The organism is Pseudoalteromonas sp. J2K-J599, from assembly GCF_059295115.2.
Map to the genome: position 1 here is coordinate 836,292 of NZ_CM200271.1, position 13,705 is coordinate 849,996.

General features: G+C 39.5%; 12 protein-coding genes and 1 tRNA gene. 9 read left to right on the forward strand and 4 right to left on the reverse strand.

The annotated features are described in order from the left end of the window. Positions 1 to 30: 30 nt before the first annotated feature. On the reverse strand, positions 31 to 351 hold the full coding sequence (locus AC5NT5_RS03780) for a helix-turn-helix transcriptional regulator (protein ID WP_494513415.1): 321 nt from the start codon (positions 349 to 351) through the stop codon (positions 31 to 33). Between the two features lie 4 nt (positions 352 to 355). Next, positions 356 to 763, reverse strand: a complete 408-nt coding sequence (locus tag AC5NT5_RS03785; RefSeq protein ID WP_494513497.1) for a hypothetical protein — start codon at positions 761 to 763, stop codon at positions 356 to 358. Positions 764 to 1,107: 344 nt separating this feature from the next. Here AC5NT5_RS03785 and cysE point away from each other — a divergent pair, with 344 nt between their 5' ends. After that, entirely contained in the window at positions 1,108 to 1,926 is an 819-nt protein-coding gene (gene cysE, locus AC5NT5_RS03790; RefSeq protein ID WP_002958786.1) for a serine O-acetyltransferase, read from the forward strand. Positions 1,927 to 1,961: 35 nt separating this feature from the next. Then, entirely contained in the window at positions 1,962 to 2,642 is a 681-nt protein-coding gene (locus AC5NT5_RS03795; RefSeq protein WP_494513416.1) for a hypothetical protein, read from the forward strand. 12 nt (positions 2,643 to 2,654) lie between these two features. Here the strand turns inward: AC5NT5_RS03795 and xseA are convergent, their stop codons facing one another. Next, positions 2,655 to 3,995 carry an exodeoxyribonuclease VII large subunit gene (xseA, locus tag AC5NT5_RS03800; RefSeq protein ID WP_494513417.1) on the reverse strand — a complete coding sequence of 447 codons (1,341 nt, stop codon included), beginning with the start codon at positions 3,993 to 3,995 and terminating at the stop codon, positions 2,655 to 2,657. A gap of 401 nt (positions 3,996 to 4,396) precedes the next feature. Between xseA and guaB the strand changes: the two genes are divergently transcribed. The 5 genes from guaB to rimI all read left to right on the forward strand — a co-directional run bounded on the left by guaB (position 4,397) and on the right by rimI (position 8,602). Further along, on the forward strand, positions 4,397 to 5,866 hold the full coding sequence (guaB, locus tag AC5NT5_RS03805; protein ID WP_494513418.1) for an IMP dehydrogenase: 1,470 nt from the start codon (positions 4,397 to 4,399) through the stop codon (positions 5,864 to 5,866). 102 nt (positions 5,867 to 5,968) lie between these two features. Then, positions 5,969 to 7,546, forward strand: coding sequence for a glutamine-hydrolyzing GMP synthase (gene guaA, locus AC5NT5_RS03810; protein ID WP_002958782.1), 1,578 nt, complete (start codon positions 5,969 to 5,971; stop codon positions 7,544 to 7,546). A 155-nt stretch (positions 7,547 to 7,701) separates the two neighbouring features. Next, positions 7,702 to 7,778 (forward strand) — tRNA-Trp (locus AC5NT5_RS03815). A 64-nt stretch (positions 7,779 to 7,842) separates the two neighbouring features. Beyond that, positions 7,843 to 8,148, forward strand: coding sequence for a hypothetical protein (locus tag AC5NT5_RS03820; RefSeq protein WP_188161378.1), 306 nt, complete (start codon positions 7,843 to 7,845; stop codon positions 8,146 to 8,148). After that, entirely contained in the window at positions 8,135 to 8,602 is a 468-nt protein-coding gene (gene rimI / locus AC5NT5_RS03825; RefSeq protein ID WP_188161413.1) for a ribosomal protein S18-alanine N-acetyltransferase, read from the forward strand. The genes AC5NT5_RS03820 and rimI overlap by 14 nt, the downstream gene beginning before the upstream one ends. Positions 8,603 to 8,675: 73 nt before the next feature. Here rimI and AC5NT5_RS03830 read toward each other — a convergent pair whose 3' ends face one another. After that, positions 8,676 to 11,342, reverse strand: coding sequence for an ATP-binding protein (locus tag AC5NT5_RS03830; protein WP_182672969.1), 2,667 nt, complete (start codon positions 11,340 to 11,342; stop codon positions 8,676 to 8,678). Between the two features lie 242 nt (positions 11,343 to 11,584). Between AC5NT5_RS03830 and AC5NT5_RS03835 the strand changes: the two genes are divergently transcribed. Together AC5NT5_RS03835 and prfC are read left to right on the forward strand one after the other, a co-directional pair. After that, positions 11,585 to 11,788 carry a multidrug transporter gene (locus AC5NT5_RS03835; protein ID WP_494513419.1) on the forward strand — a complete coding sequence of 68 codons (204 nt, stop codon included), beginning with the start codon at positions 11,585 to 11,587 and terminating at the stop codon, positions 11,786 to 11,788. 292 nt (positions 11,789 to 12,080) lie between these two features. Further along, a complete protein-coding gene (gene prfC, locus AC5NT5_RS03840; RefSeq protein WP_002958776.1) occupies positions 12,081 to 13,670 on the forward strand; it encodes a peptide chain release factor 3 in 1,590 nt (529 codons plus the stop codon). Positions 13,671 to 13,705: the final 35 nt, after the last annotated feature.

The window sequence follows — 13,705 nt, forward strand, 5'->3', positions numbered from 1 at the left end:
CTAAGCCAAAGCATAGGCTTGTTATTAATATCATAAGCTCGTTATTAATAGCATACAGCTAACTCCAAGTGTAAAGCTAATTAAAGAGCTTATAGCAATAGCTACAATAAACTTTTGCGTTGATTGGGCTTTAACCGTTTCATCTACTTCTAAGTCGTCCAATTTTATAAGCTCGCCTTGTCGCACTTCAAATACTGCGCATAAAGCCATTGTGGTTTCTTTTGATGCCGCACCTTCTTTTTCTACACGCTGAACGGTACGTAAGCTTACACCGCAGGCATCGGCAAGTTGCTGCTGCGTCCAATTAAATTGCTGCCTAAGTTTTTTTATTGTTTTAGAGTTAAGTTGCATGCGTTTATTTACCCATCACTAAGTCAATTAGCATGAAGGTTGAATACCCACCTAAGTATCCGGCAAGTACACAGGCAGAAAAAAAGAGGACAGCTCTTTTCGGATCTTTAATAAAAGGAAGTACAGTTTGTTCTTGCTGCTTTATTTGCTCATTATTCTTAAAAAAAGTACATTCAAGCTTGCCAGTGATGATATTTAGCATGTGATATTTAACTTGGTAGTTATGTTCTTTAAACTCAAATGTATGCGTGCTTTTTCTACCAACGCTACGCTTACTACTAACTAAATCATCGTTAACGTAGATTTCTTCTTTGCCTGTAAAGTAGCTTCCAAAACAGGCTATTTGGTTGTCGCCATCTTGAAAGTAAAATTTGTAACCTAATTTTTTTGTATTTAATATATCGTTTTTCATCATCGTTATCCTTGTTGAGTTGATGATGCTAATTTAGCGTTTGTTTTTGTTATTTACGCCGTCAGCTGTACGCCAGTATGTATTTTGGCATATGACAGATGAACTGTCATATGTTGTTAGCTTTTGATTTTTATTAATTTATTATATTTTAAGTCTGTATTGTTCATTTTAGCTACTGTCGTATAACTTAATCTAAAAAATAGGTAAGTGTTTAAAATATCATTTCTGAGTACTAGTTATATCTAATAACCAGAACAAATAACTAAGGGATTAACACCTTTGTGGCTAAATCCGTTAGACTTGGGAAAAGGCTATTTTATATCAACTTAAGGCAGTGCAGTATTATGCGTCATGCAATTTGGCAACAGCTTCGCGACGAAGCTAACGATGTAGTAAAACGTGAACCATTATTAGCAAGTCATGTTTATTCATGTGTTTTAAATCATGATTGTTTAGGTTCGGCATTGAGCTTTATTGTTGCTAATAAGTTGGCTGATGCGGTGGTATCTGCATTCACTATCCGAGAGCTGTTCGATCAAGCATTTGTAAAATGTGACCGTATGCTATCTTTTGTTGCTGAGGATATTAAAGCGGTAAAAGACCGCGACCCTGCATCAGAAACCTATCTTACGGTTATATTAAATCTAAAAGGTTTTCATGCTATTCAGGCGCACCGTTTGGCTAATTGTTTGTGGCAACAAAATCGCAAAGAGCTAGCGCGCTTTATCCAAAGCCGTAACTCTGAAGTGTTTGGGGTCGATATTCACCCAGCATGTAAAGTGGGTAAAGGCATTATGTTTGACCACGCAACCGGTATTGTTATTGGTGAAACAGCGGTAATTGAAGATAACGTATCAATTTTGCAATCTGTAACGCTTGGCGGTACAGGCAATGAGCAGGGCGATCGTCATCCCAAAATTAGAGCGGGCGTATTAATTGGCGCCGGCGCTAAAGTACTTGGTAATATTGAAGTAGGTGAGGGCGCACGAATTGGCGCGGGCTCAGTTGTACTTAGCAATGTTCCACCACACACAACCGCTGTTGGCGTACCCGCTAAAATTATTGGTCGACCGGATTGTGAGTGTCCGGCGCAAAGTATGAACCAAAACTTTTTAGCAAATCCTGAGCCTGAAAACGAATCGCACACGAGTGCAATGCTATAGGTAATTAAAAATAATAAAACTTAAAAGGAATTAACATGAACAAAAATAGTTTATTGGCTCTAGGGATTGGGTTTATTGCGGGTGTAGGTTTAACTTGGAGCTACTTTAATGCAGCTTCAAGTCATCCAGAATCTGTTAAGTCGCAGCCAAGTTATGAAAAACAGCAAAAGCTTCATACTGAACAACAAAGTAATGAGGTATTGAGTAATGCAGACTCTGCAGTACCTGAGCAAGTCGCTAGTATAGAGCCCACTGAAGACACGCCTACAACCAATTCAGAAACCCAAATGCTTGATGAACTACCTTTAGAAGAGCAAGTAACTCAGCTTAAGCAGCAACTCGCCGAACAGAAAGCGGCGCTCAAAAGTGTTTTAAAGAAAATGAGGAGCCCTTCAGATTTTGAGCAGATTTTACGTGATAAATTTGAAAATCAAACGCGCGACGAAGAATGGGCTTATCGTACTGAAATGGCATTACAAGATTTTTTATTAACAGCTGATTTATCAATTATTCCTGACGTTGTTAGTGCAAAATGTAAAAAAACAGTATGTGAATTTGAACTTGCCGCTCCTACTGATAACGACACATTTGGTAATGCTCAATGGCGAGAGCTAAACGATAAGTTGATGGAACAAGAGTTTTGGCAACAATTTAAAAGCACTACCTCCACATCGAGCGATAGCGAACTTAAAATGTTGCTAAGTACAGAGCTTTAAACTGTATCAGTATTAAGTAATAGGTATGACCTGCGATTCTACAGAGCCATCAACGAGCTCTGTAATTAACACATCGCCTGTTTTAATTTGCCCCACAGATTTAACTACTTTTCCTTGCTGTGTTTTAGTGATGCTATAACCGCGCGCTAAAACATTAAGCGGACTTACTGAATCTAACCTGCTTGCTTGCAGTGCTAAGCTATTATTCGCTTGTTGTAACTGATGCTGTATAGCTTGGTTTAGCCTAGCTTGTAATTGCGAGAGTTGATGGCTTGCTGAAGCGAGTTTTTTATCAGGTGATTGGCGCATCAAACGCGGCGTTAAGTTATTGAGTGTGCGTTCTTGTTGGTAAAAACGATTACGCATAGCTTGTTGCAGCGCAATGCTTAGCTCATCCAAACGTTGTGATTTTTGACTAAGCTGATTACGCGGATGACACAAATTAAGGCGGTGTTGTAACTGCGTTGCTAATGCGCGTTTATCGGCAATACCGTGCTTAAACGCGTTAGATAAACGATTAACTAATTGTGTTACTTTGTTGTGTAACTCTTGCGTATTTGGGCTTACAAGCTCAGATGCGGCTGATGGAGTGGCTGCACGAACATCAGCAACGTAATCGCTAATGGTTGTATCTATTTCATGGCCTACTGCACTTACTATCGGTAATTCACTTTCAAAAATAGCTCGTGCGAGCTGTTCGTGATTAAAACACCATAAATCTTCAAGTGATCCGCCGCCTCGTCCTAAAATAAGTACGTCAACTTCATCACGAGCATTAGCTAATTCAATTTGATTAATTAAATGTAGGTGTGCTTCTTTGCCTTGTACCATAGCAGGGTAAATGATTACCTCTAGCTGCGGCGCACGGCGTTTAAGTACCGTTAAAATATCTTTTATAGCAGCGCCGGTTGCAGAGGTAATAACACCAATACGATTAATGTTTTGCGGAAGTGGTTTTTTATACGCAGAGCTAAATAATCCTTCGGCGGCCAAACGCATTTTAAGTGCATCGAATTCTTGTTTTAGCTGACCTTCGCCGGCCGGTTCCATATGCTCAACAATAAGCTGGTAGTCACCGCGAGGTTCATAAAGTGATACACGCGCTTTTACTGTAACTTGCGCGCCATTTGCAGGGCGATAGCTTTGGTTGCGATTATTCCCACGCCACATAGCGGCTTTAATTTGTGCTTTATCGTCTTTTAACGAAAAGTACCAATGTCCAGATGCAGGGGTAATAAAGTTAGAAATTTCGCCCGTGAGCACTAAAGATGCAAAACCTTGCTCAAGAATTGTGCGAATTTCTCTATTAAGGCGTGAAACGGTGTAAACCGCCTGCGAAGGCTTCGAAAACATAAAAAACAACCTAAAACTATTTATAAAGCAAGGGTCTATTGACCTTTGTAGATTAAAATTTGTTCAAACTAGGGGCGATTTAATCGCGGCGCGAGGTTTGTAACCTAGTGGGCTAAGTAAAAACCGAGTAACAAAGAGTTAATCGCCCCTAGGCTGAACCCTTTGGGCAGCGCTTGTTTGGAATTGATGCTACGTTATCGCCTATTTATGGGGAATAACCACACTGCATAGGCTCTGCCTTGCCTAAATACCTAACAAACTGCTGCAAATTTAACCTTGAAAGGCTAATAGACCCTATATTATCATAAATATTTGCGAAATATTATTTACTCATGCCAACAACGCTGTTAAAATTTGGCCGCAATTCCTTATCTTAGATCCACATGTGAGAAGTTGCCAAAATGCTTAGAATCGCTAAAGAAGCTCTTACCTTTGATGACGTACTTTTAGTACCTGGTCATTCTACTGTTTTGCCACACACGGCAAATATTTCAACTCGCTTAACGCGTGGTATCAAACTTAACTTGCCGCTTATTTCAGCATCTATGGATACTGTTACAGAAGCTCGTTTAGCTATTGCCCTTGCGCAAGAAGGTGGTCTTGGTTTTATTCATAAAAACATGACTATTGAAGAACAAGCGAAAAACGTACGTAAAGTTAAAACCTTCGAAGCAGGTATTGTTTCATACCCTGTAACGGTCACTGCCGATTTAACAATTGCAGATGCAATTGAGCTTTCGCACGACAAAGGTTTTTCAGGCTTTCCGGTTACCGACAGCAATAATGTGCTTGTAGGCATTGTTACTAGTCGTGATATGCGTTTTGAAACTAAGCTTGAACAGCCTGTTTCTACCGTTATGACCAAAAAAGAAAAGCTTGTTACCGTTAAAGAGGGCGCAGCACGCGAAGAAATTTTAGGCTTAATGCACGAACACCGCATTGAAAAAATCCTTGTTGTTGATGATGAATTTAAACTCAAAGGCATGATCACAGTAAAAGATTACCAAAAAGCCCAAGACAAACCTGACGCATGTAAAGATGACCAAGGTCGTTTACGTGTAGGTGCTGCTGTAAGTGTTGGCGCAGGTACTGATGAGCGTATTGCTGCATTAGTAGAAGCGGGTATTGATGTTTTACTTATCGATACATCGCATGGTCACTCTCAAGGCGTTATTGACCGTGTTACTAAAACTCGCAAAGAGTACCCAGACTTACAAATTATTGCAGGTAACATTGCAACGGCTGAAGGTGCGATTGCACTAGCTGATGCCGGAGCGGATGCAGTTAAAGTAGGTATCGGCCCTGGTTCTATCTGTACTACACGTATTGTTACCGGTTGTGGCGTTCCACAAATTACCGCTATTTCAGATGCTGTTGAAGGCTTAAAAGGTCGCGACATTCCTGTTATTGCTGATGGTGGCATTCGTTTTTCTGGTGATATTGTTAAAGCACTTGTTGCTGGTGCATCGTGTGTAATGGTGGGTTCTCTTCTTGCTGGTACAGAAGAAGCACCAGGTGAAGTTGAATTGTACCAAGGCCGTTATTACAAATCTTACCGTGGTATGGGCTCATTGGGCGCGATGGATCAAAAAGAAGGTTCATCAGATCGTTACTTCCAAAAATCAAACGAAGCAGACAAGTTAGTACCTGAAGGTATTGAAGGTCGCGTAGCTTACAAAGGTCCTATTGCAACGATTATTCATCAGCAAGTAGGTGGCTTACGTAGTGCTATGGGCTTAACGGGTTGTGCAACAATTGAAGAGCTAAATACAAAACCACAATTTGTCCGTGTTACTTCAGCAGGTATGGGTGAGTCGCATGTTCATGATGTGCAAATCACTAAAGAAGCACCAAATTACCGCTTAGGTTAAGCAGCGTAATTAATTTAATATACTGGGCTTGCTTTGCAAGCCCTCTTTTTAGTCGTTTACATTAACAAACGGCATTTAGCATCAGACTTTACGAGATACTCCATGAGCAAAGATATTCACGATTCACGAATTCTCATTTTAGACTTTGGTTCACAATACACTCAATTAATCGCCCGTCGTGTGCGTGAAATTGGTGTTTACTGTGAACTTTGGGCATGGGATGTGACTGAAGAGCAAATCCGCGAGTTCAACCCACAAGGTATTATTCTTTCTGGTGGCCCAGAATCAACAACACTTGAAAACAGCCCGCGCGCTCCTGAGTATGTATTTAATGCAGGCGTGCCTGTGCTAGGTATTTGCTACGGTATGCAAACAATGGCAGCTCAACTTGGTGGAAGTGTACACAGCTCTGATAAAAAAGAGTTTGGCTACGCACAAGTTGAAAAAGTAGGCAGCTGTGCATTATTTGATGCAATTGAAGACCATATTACTGATGGCGGCAACGGCATACTTGACGTATGGATGAGCCATGGCGATAAAGTAATGGACATTCCAGCTGATTTTACAACAACAGCTAAAACATCTACTTGTCCACATGCTGCAATGTCTAACGAAGAAAAGCGTTTTTACGGCGTACAATTTCACCCAGAAGTAACGCATACTCATCAAGGGTTACGTTTGCTTGAGCGTTTCGCTATTGATATTTGTGGCTGTGAAAAATTATGGACTCCTGCAAAAATCATTGATGATGCTATTGAGCGTATTAAAGAAACTGTAGGTGATGACGAAGTTATTTTAGGTCTATCTGGTGGTGTTGATTCATCAGTTGTGGCTATGCTTATTCACCGTGCAATTGGCGCAAAGCTAACATGTGTATTTGTTGACAATGGTTTACTTCGTTTAAACGAAGGCCAGCAAGTGATGGACATGTTTGGTAATAAATTTGGCTTAAACATTGTTAAAGTTGAAGCTGAAGAGCAGTTTTTAAATGATTTAGCTGGTAAATCAGACCCAGAAGATAAACGTAAAGCCATTGGTCACACGTTTATTAATGTATTTGATGAGCAAGCCAAAAAGCTTAAAAATGCGAAATGGTTAGCACAAGGTACAATTTATCCTGACGTCATTGAATCTGCGGCATCTGCCACAGGTAAAGCGCATGTTATTAAATCTCACCACAATGTGGGCGGATTACCAGATGACATGAAAATGGGCCTTGTTGAGCCATTGCGTGAATTATTCAAAGATGAAGTACGTAAAATTGGTCTAGAGCTAGGTTTACCGTACGACATGCTTTACCGTCATCCTTTCCCTGGACCAGGTTTAGGTGTACGTGTGCTTGGCGAAATCAAAAAAGAGTACTGTGATTTACTACGCCGCGCAGATGCGATTTTCATCGAAGAGCTACACAAAGCTGAGCTTTATCATAAAGTAAGCCAAGCGTTTACTGTATTCTTACCAGTTAAATCGGTAGGGGTTATGGGCGATGCACGTAAGTACGATTGGGTTGTATCACTTCGTTGTGTAGAAACAATCGACTTTATGACAGCACGCTGGTCACATTTACCATATGAGTTTTTAGGTGTGGTTTCAAACCGTATCATTAACGAAATAGATGGTATTTCTCGTGTAGTTTACGATATTTCAGGTAAACCACCTGCAACTATCGAATGGGAATAATTAATTTTAGTTTTAATTAACTAATTTTAAGTGATTAAAAAACGGCGAATTAGCATGCTAATTCGCCGTTTTGTTTATTTAAAAAGCAGTTGAACTAAAAGAGTGATTTTTCTCTTTACCTTTGGCGAAACTTCTCTATAATTCGTCGTCATTGCAGGGGCGTAGTTCCAATTGGTAGAACAGCGGTCTCCAAAACCGATGGTTGGGAGTTCGAATCTCTCCGCCCCTGCCATTTCTTCTTTACATCGTTTTTATTACTTCTTATATTGTTCAAATGTCTAATCTACTGAGTTGTTATGCATCCACGTTACGCAGCTATTTTTGATATAGAAAATCTTGAACTCAATCAGCATTATTGTTCTCAAGCAAATGATCAAGCTAATACTTTATCGCAAAGCACGATAGCTAGTTCTTTAACGCTAAATGAGCAACTATTTGCAGACATTAAGTTCAGTGCAGGGGCTATTATTATAAATAGCGTTGTACAGGGTAGTGAGATGCAATTAAACGACAATCAGCTTACATTGCCAACCCCACAGCTCAACGCCTCTGAGAAGCGTGCTTTATGGGCTTTAATGAGTGAACACCTTGATAAACTTTAAATCAGTAGATGAAACTGCAATACCTCAATTAATGGCCATCGAAACAGCATGTCATAGCCATCCGTGGACTTTAAATACAATGAGTTCATGTATAGGCGGGCGCTATTTTAATGTTGCCGCATTTGATGAGGTGAGCATGATTGGTTTTTATATTGGTGAAAAAGCAGGGCCTGATTTTACGCTTATGGATATTTGTGTAACACCAAGCCAGCAGGGTAAGGGTATTGCAAGGCAGTTGTTAGCCCAGTTTATTGAATATGGTGAACAGCAAAATGCTGAAAACCTCTTTTTAGAAGTACGTGAATCTAATACGCGGGCTATTGCGCTATACGAGAACGCTGGCTTTACAGAGATGTCAGTGCGTAAAAACTACTATCCAAGTGATAATCCGGCCAAAAATGGCTTTGAAGACGCTATTTTAATGGGCATGGCATTAGGTTTGAACTTTTCATAATTAAAGTCGGTGGTTAGCGTTTTAAGCATAGAGCACTAACACACCGAACTTGTACTATTTTGTAAGTTTTCTTTTAGGTTACTTTGCCACTAATTGCTTGCTCAATGGCTGCTATTAATTTATTTACTAGCTCGTCTCTTGGCACTTTATTGTTACTTTTTAAATTTTCTTCAAGTGCCGCAGCGCTGTGATAAATTTCATCAAAATTAAAGCACCCAGAACTACCTTTAATACTGTGCGCTATACTTCTTAATGCTTCCCAGTCATTACAATGTTGCAGAGTTTTAACTTCTTCTAAATAAGTAGGTAAGTTGGCTAAATAGTTATCAGTAATTTGCTGAAACTTTTCGCTTTTTAATAAGCTGTCCCACTTATTTTGATTATCCTTTTCAAGATGTAGGTAGCTTACGAGTACATTTTCCAGAGCATCTTTATCAATGGGTTTAGCGAGTGCTTTGTTGCAACCAGCTTCTAGGTAAGTACCTATATCGTGGTTCATAACATTAGCAGTAAGGGCAATAATGGGGCCATCGTATGCTGCATGACGAAGCATTTTAGTCGCTTCTAATCCGCCCATTACAGGCATTTGCATATCCATTATAATAAGCTGGTAGTCATTAACGAGTGCCATTTCTACAGCTTGTGCGCCATTACTAGCAATATCGGGTTCAAGGCCCCAAGTTTGCAGTAATAATTTAATTAATAGTTGGTTATCAGGGTTATCCTCAGCGACTAAAATATTAGCCTCAAAGTTATTGGTCGCAAACGATAAGAGAGGGTCTTTCTCTGGTATTAACTGGCTTTCTTGCGTTAAAAACTCAAGCATTGGTTGATCATCAGATAACTGACACGACACCCTAATTGTAAAGCGGCTACCAACGCCAACTTCACTTTCAAGCGTTACATCGCCACCAAGTAACAGTGCTAAATTTTTAGAAATACACAACCCAAGGCCTGTACCACCAAAACGACGTGTGGTTGTGGCATCGGCTTGCTCAAACGGTTTAAACACACGCTCTATTTGATGCTCAGACATACCAATGCCGGTATCTTTAATTACAAATTCTAGCTTTTGACTTGCTTGTAAATAATGCACGCAAATAGACACACTGCCATTTTCGGTAAATTTAACAGCGTTATTTGCAATATTTATAAGTATTTGTTTTAAGCGGGTCACATCACTATAAATTGTGCGAGGTAGCGGCAGTTGGTAATCAATATTAAGGGTTAATTGTTTTTCTTGTGCCAGTGGTTGAATAATTGATTCAATGTCATGCACAAGCTGCACTACGTTTAACGCAGACAAATCGACAGCTAGCTTTTCAGCTTCAATTTTAGATAAGTCGAGTATGTTATTTATTAACTCTAGTAAGTGTTTTGAATTACGTAAAATAGTGCTTAGATGTTGTTTGTCGTTGGCTACTTTGTCGTTGTGGAGTAATTGCTCTGTAAAGCCCATAATAGCCGTAAGTGGCGTTCGTATTTCGTGACTCATATTAGCTAAAAAACGACTTTTAAGCTGATTAGCTTGCTCGGCTTGGCCAATTGCAAGCTCTAGTTGGCTGTTCATGGCTTCAAGTGCTTTAGTACGACTTTCTACTTTATCTTCAAGGTGGTGTTTATATTCTTCAAGCTGCTGCTGGTAGTGTCTAATTTGATTAACCATGTGGTTAAAGTCGTTAAACAAAACACCCACTTCGTCATTTGTATGAGCTGGTAAGTGCACCGACAAATCGCCATCACCAACACGGTGGCTTGCAGCACCTAATAATTCAATTGGGTTAAGTAATAAATTACGTACCACTATAAAAATTAATATTGGCAGGGTGATTATCGAAATAATAACAATTAAGCCTGTTATTAAGCTTATGGCTTTACCAGATTGATAAAGCACACCTTTGGGAATGGTTGAAACGTAATAATATCCACCGGGCATTTGTACGGCAAAAATCATACGCTCTATTTTATCTATGCTTGAGAGTTCAATGGTAGAAAGCATGCCTATATCGGCAAGATCGTGTACTTGGTTAAGTTCATATTCGCTTATGTATTGGCCGCGCATGTTGTAGTCGGAGCTAAATAAAATTTTCCCGTCTTTGGTCAACATTAAATTAAGTGTGTTGTTATATGGCGCTTCTAAAATACTGGAGTTGAGTATTGAAGGCTCTATATGTATTACAATAAAACCAAGCTGCTGTGGACGTTTCAAGTAGTAATCAACGCTGTCAATTCGTTGAATGAAATATAAGCTCGTGGTGCCATCGTCCTTTTGAATCATAAATTGCTGTGTACTTAAATTACTTTGCAATACTTGATTAAAAAATGGATAGCTTTTAGGTGCTGTTGTTAGGTTATTAGAGTAGTAGGCATCACTTTTCCCACTTGCTGAAACCAAATTAATGCTAATTATATCTGGATAAGCTTCGCTGTAACTGGCAAATACATCCATAAGCGCGCCAAGTTTTCGGGTGTAATTACCGTTGGCACTAATATCGTTTGCTAAAAAGTCACTAAGTACTGGCGAATTTGAAAGTAGTTTTGCAGTAGAGTGAAAAGAGTCGATATAGTTGAATATTTTTTGCTGTTGTTGCTCAACAAAACGGCTCATTATTAAATCAGCTTGTTTTTGTGTTGAATTAGTGACATTGGTGAGCGTAAAGCCACCTAAAAATAGCAGTGGTAGAATAACAAGAGGTGTTATATACCATAATAATCTTATACTTAACTTACTGGTTTTCATGACCAAACGACTTATCCTCCATGCAATCTGCCAATAATATGCGTTACGACCTGATTACACAAGCTTATAGCGGTCTTGGTGGCTAAATTACAATCATTAGTTGCATGATCTTTAGCTCTTTTTTTATATTTAAGTTATTTCAATTTAACAAATCACACTGAATAATATCAATTCAGTGTTTAAAAACTTACATAGTTTTACATCTTTTAAAGTCAATAACTAAAGTTGATGCATTGCCAGGCGTGACATCAAAAGGACACGTTGACAGTCTAAGTCCAGCAAGTGGTGTAAGTTACTCCACTATTGGTGCGCATAATGCAACAGGCAACTTTACTAAAATAGCGCAGCGCCTACCGGTAAAGATTAGTTTAGATGCTAAGCAGCCTTTACTTAGTCAACTACGTGTTGGAATGTCGGTTGTACCTACTATTGATGTTGTTAAGTAACTACTCATTTTTATTTAAACGATCTACGACTAAATTGTAGGTCGTTTAAATATCGCTTGCTGTACACATTTATTTTAAAGCTAAGATATTTTTAAGTAGATAGCACACTTTTATACCGACTCCTGTTACAATTGCCATTATTAAAAAATCAACTATTGACGCTTTATTGTCAGCTGTTTGCAACGTGAAAATCAGCGAGAATAGTAGTTAATTACGATCAACATAACGGGTTTACTCGCAGACGCTTATTAAAATGCATTCAACCCCGCATATAAACTAAAAGAATTTATCAATGGCAGACCAGACTATTATCAATGAAATCAGCAAGCGAAGGACCTTTGCTATCATCTCTCACCCGGATGCTGGTAAAACAACGATTACCGAAAAAGTATTGTTATTCGGACAAGCTATTCAAAGAGCTGGTACTGTAAAAGGTCGCGGCTCTAACCAGCATGCTAAATCTGACTGGATGGAAATGGAAAAAGAGCGTGGTATATCAGTTACTACGTCTGTAATGCAATTTCCATATAACGACGCACTTGTTAATTTACTTGATACGCCAGGACACGAAGATTTCTCTGAAGATACGTACCGTACATTAACAGCAGTAGATTCGTGCTTAATGGTTATTGATGCGGCTAAAGGTGTAGAAGACCGTACCCGTAAGCTAATGGAAGTTACACGCCTGCGTACCACACCTATTGTTACATTTATGAACAAATGTGACCGTGATATTCGCGACCCAATGGAAGTGCTGGACGAAGTTGAAACAGAGCTAAATATTGCCTGTGCACCCATTACTTGGCCAATTGGTTGTGGTAAAGAGTTCAAAGGTGTTTATCACATTCATAATGATGAAGCTGTTTTATATAAAACGGGCCAAGGTCATAAAATTCAAGATGTTCGCACAATTAAAGGCCTTGATAATCCAGAGTTAGATATAGCCATTGGTGAAGACTTAGCTGCGCAGTTACGTGATGAGCTTGAGCTTGTTATTGGTGCATCAAACGAATTTGATTTAGATCTGTTTTTAGCCGGTGAGCTTTCGCCAGTTTATTACGGTACCGCACTTGGTAACTTTGGTGTTGATCACGTGTTAGATGGTTTAACTAAGTGGGCGCCAACGCCATTACCACGTGAAACCGAAGACAGACTAATTGTTGCAACTGAAGAAAACTTTACCGGGTTTGTATTTAAAATTCAGGCCAACATGGACCCTAAACACCGTGACCGTATTGCATTTATGCGTATTGTATCGGGTAAGTACAGCCAAGGCATGAAAATGAATCACGTGCGAATTGGCAAGCAAGTGAGCATTTCTGATGCGGTAACCTTTATGGCGGGCGATCGTGAACGTGCCGCAGATGCTTTCGCTGGCGACATTATTGGCTTGCATAACCACGGTACAATTCAAATTGGTGATACGTTCACGCAAGGCGAAAAACTTAAATTTAGTGGTATTCCTAACTTCGCCCCTGAACTATTTCGTCGTATTCGCCTTCGCGATCCGCTTAAGCAAAAGCAATTGCTAAAAGGTTTAGTACAGCTTTCTGAAGAAGGGGCTGTACAGGTATTTAGACCACTTATTAATAACGACTTAATAGTAGGCGCGGTAGGCGTACTTCAGTTTGATGTGGTTGTAGCGCGTTTAAAAGCAGAATATAACGTTGATGCTATTTATGAAGGCGTAAACGTGAATACGGCACGCTGGGTAAGCAGTGATGACGTTAAAAAGTTTGAAGAATTTAAACGTAAATGCGAAAGCAATTTAGCTCTCGATGGCGGTGATAACTTAACTTACATTGCACCGAGCCGTGTAAACCTTAACTTATCGGTAGAGCGTTACCCAGAAGTAACGTTTAGCCATACACGCGAAAACTAGAGCCCATTTACAAGAATTAAAAGAAAACCTGCTTT

What these genes read in the sequence shown, in the direction of transcription:
- AC5NT5_RS03780 (WP_494513415.1), bottom strand. Translation starts at nt 351, where the DNA reads ATGCAACTTAACTCTAAAACAATAAAAAAACTTAGGCAGCAATTTAAT.
- AC5NT5_RS03785 (WP_494513497.1), bottom strand. Translation starts at nt 763, where the DNA reads ATGAAAAACGATATATTAAATACAAAAAAATTAGGTTACAAATTTTAC.
- cysE (WP_002958786.1), top strand. Translation starts at nt 1,108, where the DNA reads ATGCGTCATGCAATTTGGCAACAGCTTCGCGACGAAGCTAACGATGTA.
- AC5NT5_RS03795 (WP_494513416.1), top strand. Translation starts at nt 1,962, where the DNA reads ATGAACAAAAATAGTTTATTGGCTCTAGGGATTGGGTTTATTGCGGGT.
- xseA (WP_494513417.1), bottom strand. Translation starts at nt 3,995, where the DNA reads ATGTTTTCGAAGCCTTCGCAGGCGGTTTACACCGTTTCACGCCTTAAT.
- guaB (WP_494513418.1), top strand. Translation starts at nt 4,397, where the DNA reads ATGCTTAGAATCGCTAAAGAAGCTCTTACCTTTGATGACGTACTTTTA.
- guaA (WP_002958782.1), top strand. Translation starts at nt 5,969, where the DNA reads ATGAGCAAAGATATTCACGATTCACGAATTCTCATTTTAGACTTTGGT.
- AC5NT5_RS03820 (WP_188161378.1), top strand. Translation starts at nt 7,843, where the DNA reads ATGCATCCACGTTACGCAGCTATTTTTGATATAGAAAATCTTGAACTC.
- AC5NT5_RS03830 (WP_182672969.1), bottom strand. Translation starts at nt 11,342, where the DNA reads ATGAAAACCAGTAAGTTAAGTATAAGATTATTATGGTATATAACACCT.
- prfC (WP_002958776.1), top strand. Translation starts at nt 12,081, where the DNA reads ATGGCAGACCAGACTATTATCAATGAAATCAGCAAGCGAAGGACCTTT.